The 12,692-nt window shown below is 67.3% G+C and carries 12 protein-coding genes; 1 reads left to right on the top strand and 11 read right to left on the bottom strand.

Annotated features, from left to right (window positions below):
- Positions 1–58: 58 nt before the first annotated feature.
- The 6 genes from FHS13_RS15780 to FHS13_RS15805 form a co-directional block, all read right to left on the bottom strand.
- Positions 59–337 (bottom strand): hypothetical protein, encoded by a 279-nt coding sequence (locus FHS13_RS15780; RefSeq protein ID WP_343065050.1) that lies wholly within the window; start codon positions 335–337, stop codon positions 59–61.
- 625 nt (positions 338–962) lie between these two features.
- The gene (thyX, locus tag FHS13_RS15785) at positions 963–1,760 is read right to left on the bottom strand and encodes an FAD-dependent thymidylate synthase (protein WP_184292677.1); all 798 of its coding nucleotides are present in this window, start codon (positions 1,758–1,760) and stop codon (positions 963–965) included.
- A 264-nt stretch (positions 1,761–2,024) separates the two neighbouring features.
- Positions 2,025–2,165, bottom strand: coding sequence for a GPGG-motif small membrane protein (locus FHS13_RS15790; RefSeq protein WP_184292678.1), 141 nt, complete (start codon positions 2,163–2,165; stop codon positions 2,025–2,027).
- 126 nt (positions 2,166–2,291) lie between these two features.
- Positions 2,292–4,520: an anthranilate synthase component I gene (locus FHS13_RS15795; RefSeq protein ID WP_184292679.1), complete on the bottom strand. Its 2,229-nt coding sequence runs from the start codon at positions 4,518–4,520 to the stop codon at positions 2,292–2,294.
- A gap of 227 nt (positions 4,521–4,747) precedes the next feature.
- Positions 4,748–5,323 (bottom strand): nitroreductase family protein, encoded by a 576-nt coding sequence (locus FHS13_RS15800; protein ID WP_184292680.1) that lies wholly within the window; start codon positions 5,321–5,323, stop codon positions 4,748–4,750.
- Between the two features lie 358 nt (positions 5,324–5,681).
- Complete coding sequence (locus FHS13_RS15805) at positions 5,682–7,463, bottom strand: GmrSD restriction endonuclease domain-containing protein (protein WP_184292681.1); 1,782 nt, start codon at positions 7,461–7,463, stop codon at positions 5,682–5,684.
- Between the two features lie 351 nt (positions 7,464–7,814).
- Between FHS13_RS15805 and FHS13_RS15810 the strand changes: the two genes are divergently transcribed.
- The gene (locus FHS13_RS15810) at positions 7,815–8,783 is read left to right on the top strand and encodes an HNH endonuclease (RefSeq protein WP_246405331.1); all 969 of its coding nucleotides are present in this window, start codon (positions 7,815–7,817) and stop codon (positions 8,781–8,783) included.
- Between the two features lie 85 nt (positions 8,784–8,868).
- On the opposite strand, the gene FHS13_RS21545 is transcribed toward FHS13_RS15810, so the two are convergent.
- The 5 genes from FHS13_RS21545 to FHS13_RS15835 form a co-directional block, all read right to left on the bottom strand.
- Positions 8,869–9,189 carry a hypothetical protein gene (locus FHS13_RS21545; protein WP_246405332.1) on the bottom strand — a complete coding sequence of 107 codons (321 nt, stop codon included), beginning with the start codon at positions 9,187–9,189 and terminating at the stop codon, positions 8,869–8,871.
- A gap of 324 nt (positions 9,190–9,513) precedes the next feature.
- Positions 9,514–9,858: a 3'-5' exonuclease gene (locus FHS13_RS15820; RefSeq protein ID WP_343065051.1), complete on the bottom strand. Its 345-nt coding sequence runs from the start codon at positions 9,856–9,858 to the stop codon at positions 9,514–9,516.
- 140 nt (positions 9,859–9,998) lie between these two features.
- Positions 9,999–10,199, bottom strand: a complete 201-nt coding sequence (locus FHS13_RS15825; RefSeq protein WP_246405333.1) for a hypothetical protein — start codon at positions 10,197–10,199, stop codon at positions 9,999–10,001.
- A 79-nt stretch (positions 10,200–10,278) separates the two neighbouring features.
- Positions 10,279–11,340, bottom strand: a complete 1,062-nt coding sequence (locus tag FHS13_RS15830; protein ID WP_184292683.1) for a ParA family protein — start codon at positions 11,338–11,340, stop codon at positions 10,279–10,281.
- Positions 11,340–12,518 (bottom strand): ATP-binding protein, encoded by a 1,179-nt coding sequence (locus FHS13_RS15835; protein WP_184292684.1) that lies wholly within the window; start codon positions 12,516–12,518, stop codon positions 11,340–11,342. The genes FHS13_RS15830 and FHS13_RS15835 overlap by 1 nt, the downstream gene beginning before the upstream one ends.
- Positions 12,519–12,692: the final 174 nt, after the last annotated feature.

Consider the following 12,692-nt stretch of genomic DNA (forward strand, 5'->3'; position numbering starts at 1 on the left):
CGCGCGGAAAACGGCGGTCGGTTCCGAGGGCGCGGACGCGCCGGCGGAACGGAGCCGCTCAGGACACCGAGAAGCTGAACAGCCCGCTGGGCGGGGCGTGCCAGCCGCGGTCCGGCGCGACCGTGACCCCCGGGCCCAGGCATCCGCGACCGGCGTGGAGGTGCACGTCCGTGTCGGTGAGGTTGACCAGGACGTGTGCGGTCGCGGGCAGCGGGTGGCAGCTTCCCGACGCGGGGTTCTGGTAGTGCCGCAGGTTCTCGAACTCGGTCGTGAACACCACCACCTCTCCGGTGGCGGCGTAGGCCGGGGCGGCCCCGGTCAGGGTGCCGGCCGCCACGAGTGCACATCCCGCCAAGGCGGATACGAGAGCCCTCATCCTGATGACCTTCTTCCTTTTCCATGCGCTCGGGAAATGTGCGCCGGTTGTTCCGCATCCCCGCCGGCGCCCTCCGCATTCTTCCAACCTCTCCAGAGAAAAACCATGAAAGCCCAGGGCAGGCACCGTTTTCGGTTTTCCGTTACCCGATGCAAAAAAGAAGAATGCCCAAGTTGTCCAAACGGTGCCTTATGGGAGACAGGCAGTTCCTTTTGCGAATTCTCCCGCCACATCATGACAACATCCAAAAAACAGGAATCAGAGGCGAGCACCTGTCGGTACCACTCCGCCTCACTCCAGCCGCATGCAGCTGAAGTGAACACGGTTACTCGTGTTGCGGACATCCCCTGAGCAACTGGTGCACCGGAGCCGTCACGCAACGCTCGGACCAGGAGCAACGGAGCACACAGCACATGTCACGGAAGGGGGAAAGTCCTGGTTTTCGGTCCCCGTGAAAACCCGTCCCACGACCGGTAGCGGGAATCCGCCTGCACGTACCGAGAGAGCGGCCCCGGAAAACGACGGCGCCCGCCCCGGAAGGATTTCCAGGGCGGGCGCCGTCCGCATCGGGGTCGGACCCGGGCGGTCAGACCTTGCGCCACTTGGGGACCCAGGCGCCGTCGGACACCTCGTAGTCGCCGAAGAGCGCCGGGGCCTCCTCCTTCAGGGCCTCGCCGATGAGGTTGAACAGCAGGCGGATCTCCTCCTCGGCACCGGGAGCGGTGCGGGCCTCCAGGGTGTGGCGCAGGGTGCGCACGTTGGCGGTCCACACCAGGCCGGTGGCGACGCCCTCGGGGGCGAAGCGGCGCATGAACGACGTCTTGTGCTTCTTCTCGGCGAACTTCACGCCCTCGTCGTCCAGGCCGAAGTGGTCGGCCATCCAGAGCTGGAACTCCTCCATCTGCGCCAGCATGTCGGTGGCGCGCTTCATCAGCTCCGAGTCCTCCTGGGCCCACTCGGGGAACCAGAAGGGCAGGTCGTTCAGGCGCACGAAGCGCAGCGACTCCTGCGAGACGGCCACGCCCGGGCGGTGGCGGATCAGCTCATGGGTCAGTACACGGGACACGTTGTGCAGGACGAAGCTGAAGCTGATGTGCTCCAGGACCGAGCCGTGCATGCTGGCCAGGATGTTGCCGAGGTAGGCGTCCTGGTCGGCGCGCACCCGGGTGACGTTGGGGTTCAGGCCCGGCTCCCACGAGCGGTAGCACAGACGCCCGGCGAACTCGGCGAGGTTCTGGGGGTCGTTGAGGTGGGCGTCGAGCTCACCGCGGTCGAAGCGCTCCAGCCACGACTCGCCCCCGACCTCCTGGAGGTAGTCGGCGATCGCGTCGTAGTCCACCTGCGGACGCGCCACCAACCGCACCTGCGGCTCGACCCTCTTCACAGCAATGCCTCCCGTTCTCGGTCCCGCTCCCGGGCACACCTCACGGCCGGGACCGGGGTTCCGGGAACACGGGGCGCAAGGGGGAGCAGGGCTGACCAGCCTTCCACGAGGGTACACGGGGGCCGGCGCGGTCTGCGGAGGACGGCCCCACGGGAAGCGGGCCCGGCGCCCACCGGAGAGTTCCGGTCGGGCGCCCGGCCCGCTGCTGAAGGGTTGACTGCCGTTTCCCGGTTTCCCCGTCGTCGGACGGGGAGGCCCGCACGGCTAGAAGCCGTAGAAGTAGCCGGGGACCAGGAACAGGCCGACGACAATGGCGATGATGCCCCAGAGGAGCTGGCTGCGCAGCACCCCGAGAACGCCGGCGACGATGAGAATGACTCCGAGGATCGTAAGCAAAATACCCATACGCAACCAATGACCCATAACGGAATGGCCAAACTTCGAGTTTCGGATGATGCTCGGAGAAAGGCCTTCCACCGCAGGTGAGGCGGCCCGGAAGTGATGTGGCACACGCCCGGACCGCCCCTGGTCTCAGCCCCGCGCCAGGCGCAGCACGCGGGACACGATGCCCTCGCCCACGGCCGCGGTGAGAATCGACTCGGGATGGAACTGGACCGCGTACCAGCGCGCGGCGGAGTTCTCGACGGCCATGACCACCGGCTCCTCCCCCTCCAGCACCGCGGTCACGTCGTAACCCTTCACCAGTTCGGGCAGCGAGTAGGTGGAGTGGTAGCGGGCGGCCTGGAAGGTGCCCCCCTCCCCCAGGCCGGCGAGCAGCTCCCCGCCGGAGACCCTCACCTGTCCGGGCTTGCCGTGGACGGGCTCGCCGAGGGTGCGCAGCTCTCCGCCGGCGTGCTCCACCATGCCCTGGAGGCCCAGGCAGACGCCGAAGACCGGCAGGCGGCGGGAGGCCAGCTCGTCGAGCAGCGCCGACATCCCGAAGTCGGAGGGCAGGCCCGGTCCGGGCGAGAGCACCACCAGATCGGGAGCCAGCCGGTCCAGCAGGGACGGGTCGAACCCGTAGCGGACGGTGGTGACCTCGGCCCCGTGGCGGCGGACGTAGTCGGCGAGGGTGTTGACGAAGGAGTCCTCGTGGTCGACGAGCAGCACCTTCATCCCCTCGCCGGGCAGGTCGGCCGGGGCCGCGGCGGCCTCCTGCCGCTCCGCTGCGCCGTGCCCGGCCGCACTCTCCTCCTCGCCTTGGGCGAGGGTCTCCACCAGGGCCCGCGCCTTGAGGAAGGTCTCCCGCTCCTCCGCCTCGGGGTCGGAGTCGTAGAGCAGGGTGGCGCCCACGCGCACGGCGGCCACACCGTCGCGGATGTGCGCGGTGCGCAGGGTCAGGCCGGTGTTCATGGAGCCGTCGAAGTTCAGGACGCCGACCGCACCGCCGTACCAGCGCCTGGGGCTGGCCTCGTTCTGCTCGATGAACCGCATCGCCCAGGTCTTGGGCGCCCCGGTGACGGTGACCGCCCACATGTGGGTGAGGAAGGCGTCGAGGGCGTCGAACTCGGGACGCAGGACACCTTCGATGTGGTCGACGGTGTGGATGAGGCGGGAGTACATCTCGATCTGGCGGCGGCCGATCACGCGGACACTGCCCGGCTCGCACACCCGGGACTTGTCGTTGCGGTCCACGTCGGTGCACATGGTGAGCTCGGACTTCTCCTTGGGGGAGGCCAGGAGCTCCTCGATGTTCTCGGCGTCCTCCAGGGCGTCGCCGCCCCGGCGGATGGTGCCCGAGATGGGGCAGGTCTCCACCCGCTGCCCGGCGCCCGGCTCCCCGCTGACCCGGACGAACATCTCCGGGGAGGCGCCGACCAGGTACTCGCCCTCGCCGAGGTTGAAGAAGAACTCGTAGGGGGCGGGGTTGCGCTCGCGCAGGCGCTCGTAGAAGCGGGCCGGCGAGGAGCAGCGGGCGAAGAGGCGGTGCCCCGGCACGACCTCGAACAGGTCGCCGCGGCGGAACTTCTCCTTGGCCTCGGCCACGATCCGGGCGTAGGAGCCGGGCTCGGGTCCCTCGGGCACCTCGCCGGCGACCACGGGCGGGGTCGGCTCGGTCCGGCGCTCCAGCCCGCGGGTGGTGGCCTCGGCGCGGGCGCCCGCGGCCGGGACGGTGAAGTCGTAGGTGTGGCGCACGCACGTCTCGCGCTTGCGGTCGCGCACGATGATCGCGTCGGGCAGGTGCAGGACCAGGTCGCGATCCTCGGGGTCGCGCTCGATGTGCTGCTCGATGGGTTCGAACTGGAAGGCCAGGTCGTAGCCGAAGGCGCCGTACAGGCCCAGGTCGGTGTCCTCAGGGCTGTGCAGGGCCGCCATGACGGCGCGCAGGGCGGTGAAGACGCTGGGGCGGCGGCTGCGCTCCTCCTCCGAGAAGAACTCCCCCGGGTCGGGTTCGGGGACGGTGACGGTGACCGCGCCGCCCTCGATGCCGGCCGGGTCGCCGCCCGCGTCGGGCACGCCGGCCGAGCACAGGGCCTCGGCCAGGACGGGAAGCAGGACCCGGCCCCGGTCGTTGAGCGCGGTGGCGGTGACGCGGCGCCCGCGCGTGGTGATCTCCAGGCAGGGGTCGACGTAGCCCAGGTGCCAGCGGTCGTAGCGGCCCGGATACTCCATGCCGGAGGAGAGGACCCCGCCCCGGTGGTACTCGACCGACGCGACGAGGTCGTCGAGGACCTCGGGGTCGCAGGGGGTGGTGGTGCGGTGGACGGTGACGCCGCCCTGGGTGCGGTAGGTGGTGGTGTGTACGTCGCTGGAGTTCACGGCCGGTCCTTTGGCGCTGGCGTTCGGTATGGGCTACGCCGGCCGGGGCCGTGGAAACGAGAAACGACCGCCGGTCCGGGGCGGTCGCTGCACGGGTATGCGAAATCGGAGCACCGCCTAGGGGCGGCGCCACCACTGAACCGGGGTGGAGGAGTTTCGCATGGCCCCGAGTGTAGCGTGTGCCACTGCTCCGGGGAACCCGGCGCGGGGACGCGCCGGAAGGACTGTCACGCGGGCATGCGGCTGATGAACTGCTGCGGGTCCAGGGCCGGGCGCCTGGACCTGTCGAGGCGGGCGCGCAGACGCTCGTCGATGCTGCCGACGTACAGCCAGCCCATCAGGTGCTCAGTGTCGGCCAGGCCGTGCACGGCCCGCACCTCGGGGGCGTTGGCGTGCAGCCCGGTGCGCCACATCACGCCCCAGCCGCACCGCCACAGCGCCAGCTCCAGCAGGTGTCCGACACCGGCGGCGGTGGCGTGCTGCTCCCACTCGGGCACTTTCGGGTGCGGTTTCGGGCTGGCAACGACCGCGATGAGGAGCTCGGCGCGGAAGGGCTTGGTGTTGAACTCACCGGGCTCGCGCACGACACCGGCCGCCGCGTCGAGCGCCTCGCCGAGGCGGGCGCGGTCGTCGCCGCGCAGGGTGATGAGCCGCCATGGGCGCAGCACCTTGTGGTCGGCCACCGCGGAGACCGCCGGCAGCAGGCGCGCCAGTTCCTCGTCGCCGGGGGTCTCCGGTCCGACCTTCGACAGCGAACGCCGGGTGGCCATCGTCTCGAGAACCGGATCGGAGAAGAACTGCATGTACCCGTCTTTCCCACCGGGGCGGGTTCCGCCCCGGCTCCTCGCCCTGGTCACCGCGCAGACGGCGGCGCCCTGAAACCACCACCCACCATACGAGGTGTTCGGCCTGGTCCCGCGCAGGTGAGGGAGGAGGCAGGGCGGGCTCCCGCCCCGGGGACGGGAAAGCGGGGGAAGTGTCCTTGGGGTGGGGAGCTCTGGGCCGTTGCCCCGGCGAACCCCTACCGTGGGGACACTCTCGCCCGCTTTTGTGGCCCTGGGGTGGGGTTCCGAGGCCATGTGCAACCGGATGAGCCTCTGCGGCGAGGCAGAAAGCATCGTCTGAGACCATGGCGGGGCACAGGGCCGGACCCGTCCTTGTTCACTCCTCGGCGGGTGTGACCGGTTTACCCATCGCCTCCGACACCAGGTCGAGCAGGAGCGCAGCCCTGGCCTCGTAGAACGCCTCGAAGTCGTCCGCGCGCAGGTATGCGGGATCGATCAGGTGCCGCTCCAGGTAGGTGTCCATCTCGGTGCCGGCGACCTTGGTGACTGATTCCAACTTCTCCAGGTAGACGCTGGGGGCCTGTCCACCGATACTTCGGTTGGTCTTGGCCGACAGGGGCGTCTTGTTGACGATGCTGTCGTACCTCGCTTTGGCGATCCCCTGCTGCTCGCACCACTTCTGGGGGAAGATGTGGTGGATGTCGACGGCGTGGTCGAAGTAGGTGTTCTCCTTGATATTCTCCCCGGTCCGCAGGTCGGTGACGTCGCGTCGAAGCAGAAGGGCATAGATGCCCTTGTACGCGGCGCTGTTGCGAGTGCGCAGGGTGTCCAGGCGTCCGGCGGAGAACTGGGCCTCCTCCACAGTGCGCGGCTGTGTATGCCCTCCCCGGGCCCAAGCGACGACATCGGGCAGGTCCCTGGCGAAGCGCGACTCGGTGCTGCCGCCGTACATCTCGCCGAGAATGCCGCACCAGAACCACCGTGAGATCGCTGTGCGTGCGACGTGGCTCTCCGCTTCCTCTCCGAGAGTCGCGAAGATGGCTGCCAAGGGGATGATCTGGGTGCCGTAGGGCAGGAATCTCGTGTCGTACACGCATTGCCCGTACAGGAACTTGGCCGTGGTCAGCAGCGCTTCGACCGCCTTGTCGGCCCACTCCAGATAGTCCTCCAACGAAAGCCGGAGCATCTCGGCGCGCCGACAGCCGATCCGGGGAGCCCTGTCGGCCTCACCCCCCTGCGCGAGCCATCGGTGATACCGGGCCTGGGTCGCCAACAGAGTGACGATCTGCAGGAAGTCGGTGTCGCGCACCTCCCACAGCACGCGGTACAGGGAATTGCCATGCCATGCCTTCTGACGCTCGGCCCAGTCCTGACGCAGTTCGAACTCGTCCGCGGCGAAGGTGGCGGTGAGCAGTTCGAAGACGGTGAGCGGCTCGCCTCCGGTGTTGACCTTCTCAAAGACCTGGCACACAGCCTCGCGCGGGGTGGCCTTGTCCAGTTCGATGATGGGGAACTGGTACTTCTCGAAGCGGTCCAGGACCTCCTTGTCGAAGCGCTTCCACAGCTCGAGCTTCGGCCGGGCGTAGTCGTGGTGCTCACGGAAGCCGTCCGCCCAGTCCCTGGAGTCCATGACCTGTGCGAGCGGGAAAAAACCGGCCTCGTACTCCTTCTCCGGCGTGGAGCAGTCCAGCTCCACTTCCCTGCGGAGGTTGCGGACGATCCGGTTCTCGGGCAGGAACCTGATCGCCTGTTCACGGTCCATATCGGGATGCACCGCAGCCTCGATGTCCAGGTAGAACCATCCGGACACCTTCCGGCCCCGCTCGTCATGGGTGCGCACCGGTGCGTCCAGGCAGATCGCCTGGTACAGCGAAGTCATACGCTGCTGCCCGTCGAGGATGAGCGTCTCCGCGTTCTTCCTCGCCTCACCCACTCCCTCGATCGTGCGTTCCCTGAACTGGGTCTCTCCACCGGTTCCCAGAAACATGAGGGTGCCCACCGGATAACCCTGAGAGATTGAGGCGAGCAGGCTGGCGATGCCGTCCTTCGACCACACCCATCCCCGTTGGAAGTCAGGGAGTTGGATGCGCCCGTCATGGACTCTGCGCAGCAACTCGGTGAGGAATTCCTTGGTGCTGTTGAAGGTGTCTACCGCCATAGGGGGTCCTTTGGTCGTAGGTACCGGGATGGGTGAGGTTCATAGAGCTTGAGCCCGTCCAGCGCGCGCACGGACACCTCGGGTGGAACAACCCGCTCCATGGCTGCCTTCCAGGCGTACAGGTCCGGCCCGGCGTTCAGGCGAATCGGCCTGGTGGTCCGCCTTCAGGAATTAGGGCTTCAGGTGTCTCCCGCTCGCTCAGCGCGAAGCGGCGGCGAGCAGCCGACGGCCCCTTGGCCGGATGTGGACACGTGCGGGTGCACCTCCCCTGCCAGGTCCTTCGTGTCCAGGGGCTTGACATGCCCGCGATCTTGGCGATCCCGATCAAACACGTAACCCATAATGTCGGACATGAAGGCATTTGTCGGCGTCACTGACAAGGCCTGGGCCGACTTTCTCGCTCAGCGCCCCCACGTGAACGAGGTCAACTTCTGGCGCCCTTCGGGAAAGGCCTTCTCCGCGCTCTCGGCCGGAGAGCCCTTCCTGTTCAAGACCCACAAGCCGCACGACCGGGTCGTGGGCGGCGCCGTCTTCAGCGGTTTCGCGCTCGTCCCCCTGTCCGAGGCCTGGGAGAACCTCGGCGAGGGGAACGGCAGGGAGGACCCGGAGGACCTGCGCGAGGCGATCAACGGGTACCGCGCCAAGAACAAGATGCCCCTCATCTCTCCGGGGGAGGACCCGCTCATCGGTTGCATCATGCTGCGCGACCCGGTCTTCTTCCCCGAGGAGGAGACCTTTCCTCCGCCCCCGAACTGGCCCTACAGCGCTGTCCAGGGCAAACGCTACGAAAACATCGTCGAGCACGAGCTCGCCGACTACTTCGCGCCCATCGTCGAACGTGTCCTGCACCGCCCGCCCGCGGAGATCCTCGCCGAGGAGGAGAACGCCGTGGTGGCGACCTGGGAACACCGGGGGCCGATGTTCGCCGAGGCCGTCCCCACCCGCCGCCGGTTGGGGCAGGATGCGTTCAAACTGGCTCTCCTGCACGCCTACGACGGCCGGTGCGCCATCACCCACCGGGGCGTCCGCCCGGTGCTGGAGGCCGCGCACATCCACCCGGTGTCCTCGGGCGGCCTGCACCGCCTCGACAACGGTCTGCTTCTCCGGTCTGACGTGCACAGACTCTTCGACCTGGGGTACCTGTCGGTGTCCCCGCAGCTGAGGGTCCGGGTCAGCCCCCGTCTGCGGATGGATTTCCCCGACACCGAGGAGTATCGCGCGCTGGACGGCCGAGAGGTGCGCGTTCCCAAGGAGAAGGGGGACCGCCCGTCACCGGACGCCCTGGAGTGGCACATGGACGAGGTCTTCAAAGCGCAGTGAGTCCGGGCGGCCGCGCCACGGCTGTCCGGCTGTCCGGGAGCGCTTTCGGTCGCCGTGCCCTTGGGGGGCCGTGATCTCTACGCGCTCAGCTCCGGCGGGCGGTGGCCTTGCGGATCTTCTCCACGTACTCCGGTACCAGTTCGGCCGGATCACCGGCCACCGCTTCCAGCCGATGGGTGAGCAGGTCGGTGTCGGCACTGCCCAACCTCACCAGGGGCCGGCGAATGCGCATCGCCCAGGCTCCCGGCCGAGTGTCGGGGAAGATTTCCAGCTCCGGCACGAGCGGCGCCATCTCCACCCCGGTGCGGTAGGGCGTTACCTGCTCCACTCTCAGGTCGCAGCCCTGGGTGAAGGTGCGCCCGGCGATGGTCACCGGGTCGTCCAGCATGCGCACGGGTGAGGTCACCTCGGCCGTGCCGATGATCCGGGTCCGGTCCCCGGGTCGGGTTCTGCCAGCATCCCCGGGTGGTGAGCAGGAGCAGCCGGTCCCCCACCGCGAGCCGGTCCACTTCGGCGCGCCGCCGGGCCGGGAAGGCCATGCGCTCCTTCCCCAGGACCCAGGCAACGGCCTGGCGTTCGCTGAGGACCAGCAGGTAGGTGGCGGGGTCGGTCTGCATGTCCTGGCTCATGTCCGCACCAGGATTCCACAGACCGGCCGCTTCCCGGAATCGGACGGCGCGGCCCCGTCTTCGGACGGAGATCGGGGCCGTGCCAGGTTCGTCTCCTGCCCCTAGATCAGCGCACCCGGGGGCTTGAACAAACCACCGTCCTCGAAGCCGCCATCCTCCACCTCGGTCTCCTTCGTGTCCTGGTCGGCGCCCTCGGCCGAGTCCGCCACGGCCTTGGAGGGCAGCAGCGGGCTCGGATCCCCATGCCAGGACACCACCAAGGAGTCCCGGGCCCGAGTCGCCGCCACGAACAGCGTGGACCTGGCCTTCTGCAGCTCGTGCCGGTACCGGTCGGGGTCGCCCTCGCGCAGGCCCTCCAGCTCGGCGCGGGGCACCAGACCTTCGCTCACCGCTGCGATGGCCATGTGCTGGTACTCCAACCCCTTGAACCTGTGCAGCGTGCCCACGTGCACCGCCTGCTCGAACCCGCTGGGCGACCCCTCCTTGCTCAGGGACGCCCGCGCACCCCCGCCTTGTTCAGCGCGAACTGCACCGCGTCCACCTCGCCGAGGATTTCTCGCGTCGTACTTAAGCTCGTACCTACGGCTCAATTCTCGTCTCCCCACACCTCATCATGTGTGAAGACCTGTTCCCGGCCCGATTTGACGGCTTCCAGGATCCGCGCTGCCTCGGCGTCGTCGTGCTCTTCGAGGAGCTGTTCGTAGTGTTCGACCCATCTCGCGGGGACCAACACGTACCCGGTGAGGTCACGTCCGACATCCGGGCCGTTCTCAGGTTCGGTGGGCATGTCTCCCATGGTCAGGGCTTCCACCTCTCAACGAGAGTGCGAGTGCGTCAACAGAACACGAACCGCGCTGTTCAGGACCTCATTTCTCAAGCGCCGGACCACTCGCCGGTTCCTCCCGCGGGACCTGAGCCAAACGGGCGTCGACCTTATCGACCAGATCCTTGAAATCCCGATAGCAGACCTGAACGAAGGCCTGGGTACTGCCGAGCGCGCCGTCTGCGGCCTTGAGGTCGAACATGGGCTTGCGGGCATCGTGAGCCAACGGCATGAGGCTGCGGTAGTTGCGGATGGTGGCGATCTCGTGCTCGGTGCTCCCTGAGCGAGTGGGACTGTCCAAGACGAAGCGGTCATAGACCACCGGAATCCGGTTCAGCCAACGTTGGTAGGCCTGCACCGGTCTGTCCAGACGCATGCCCGGCTGCATGATGACGTAGCCGAGAGGAGTCATGTGTCCAGCGGGAAGATCGAGTTCCTTCGGTGCCCAGGGAAGAACCACCTGCTGCCACTTCTGGCGCCATTCCCGGAGGGTGGGCCCCAGGTTGCGCAGACCGCGCAGGGAGAAGAGATCTGCGGCCAAGGGCATGAGGACGGTGTCGGAGGACAGCAGAGCCGCACGGTTGATCGCGCCCAGATTGGGCCCCACATCGATCAGGGTGATGTCGGGGTCTATGCGCCGGCGGACATCCTGGATGATGCGGTGGAAGGCCGAGGTGGTACGCAATGCCTTTTCGTCACCGCTGAAGCCTTTGGCCCAGTTGGTGGACAGCTCATCCTCGAACCGGCTCAATTCCAAGTCTCCCGGAATCAGCCAGAGGTTATCCGCCGTTTCGATGGGGTCGACGGCCCGAATATCGCCCGTTCCCTTGACGATCGGTTCGACCGCCTGAGCTATGGTCCACACTCCGCCGAGGTCGAAGCGGGAGAAGAGCGGCTCCTGACGATCCGGAAACGTCGGTTCGGACTCGTCCCAGAGGAAGGACAGGTCCTCCTCGTCGAGGAAGGACGAGGTGAGGTTGGACTGGGGGTCCAGATCGACCACCAGGATGCGCTTGCCCTGCCGCTGGTACATGTGGGCCAGGTGGTAGACCAGCGTGGTCTTACCGACACCGCCCTTGTTGTTGAACAGCGCGATGGACGTCATCAGCCTCTCCTTAGCACGACGGCCCAGTGTGAATCTTCGACCTCGAACTCGGGTGGCGGATTCCCGTTGCGTGCCAGCGCCTCCCTGATCCTGCTGATGCCCCTGCCGAACCGGTTCACGTAACCGAGGTTCTTGAGGGCGCCAGCCAGGGAGGGGTTGCGGTAGTCGTTCATCCTGTCGTAGTTGTCTTGGCGTACGGCGCCATAGGGGCCGCCCGGGTTGCTGATCTCCACACGGTCGGCGAACCACAGAATGCGGATGGGCGCGTTGGATGACTCGTAGTTGCGGTGCATGATCGCGTTCATGATGGCCTCACGGAGCGCGGCGAGCGGATAATCCGGGCGTGTTTCCTCCCGGAATCCGCCTACTTCCATGAGCCGGGTATGGATGTGCCCGCGTAGCAGCGCGTTCAACTGCTGCGCCGTGCCGACCACATTGGCACGCAGCTCCTGGTCGTCCACTACGACACTGTCCATGTGATCCCCTTCGTAGCGGACGAACTGGGTGTAGGCACCAGGCAGTGAGGCTGAGGGGTCCAATCCGATCAGGAGCAGGCCCAGTACGGTCGCTTGCCCTGAATCAGGATCGAGAAGACGCAGCGAGGCAAGCTGCTGCTCCTCTGGTCGGTGGTTCTCCTCCAGGACCTCCTCCGAGACCGCATTGGGCAGGTAAGTGTTACGAAAAAGCCGTAGATCCAGGTCTGCGGTGGTACTTCCGGGCCAGGGATGGCTGTCGAAGGGCAGGGACTTGCAACGCCTGCGCTCGGCAAGGACTCGTTCGTCATCCGCTGTGGCCCTACGGGTCGTCGGACCAGGACGCACCCAGGCGACACCATCGAGCCGTACAGGCGGCGCCGGCGAGGCTTCGACATGGATGTGGATGACGGGTTCCCCGTTGAACCGGGCTCTCTCGACCGTGAAGGAAGGGCGGTCCAGGATTTTGCCGTCATCGCGAAGGTTGGCGAGGTTCAGAAGAGCCTTGTCGGAGGTGTCGAGAGCGGGCTCGACGGTTCCGTCCTCCCGGACCCCGATGACGATGTCACCGCTGCCCTTGCAGGTAAGGTCGTTCGCCATCGCGCAGACCGCCTTGCGGATGACATTCAGGTCCTTGACCACTCGCTTGAACTCCAGGGTGCAGGTCTCCTGAGTCCCTAGCTCAGCGGCGAGTTCGCGTTGCATCGTGTCCTTTTCCGTGTGGTCTGCGCATTGCGCGCTTAGAAGCGGAGCAGCTCGGTCGAGCAGTCCCGGTATGACCGTACAGCCGAGCATCCTGTGGAAATGCGATGGTGACCGCTTCGTCCTGAAAACGGTCACCACCAGAATGCCGTCCGCCCTGTTCGGACATGGGCGGAC

The sequence above is a fragment of the Nocardiopsis algeriensis genome (assembly GCF_014203695.1).
GTDB lineage: Bacteria > Actinomycetota > Actinomycetes > Streptosporangiales > Streptosporangiaceae > Nocardiopsis > Nocardiopsis algeriensis.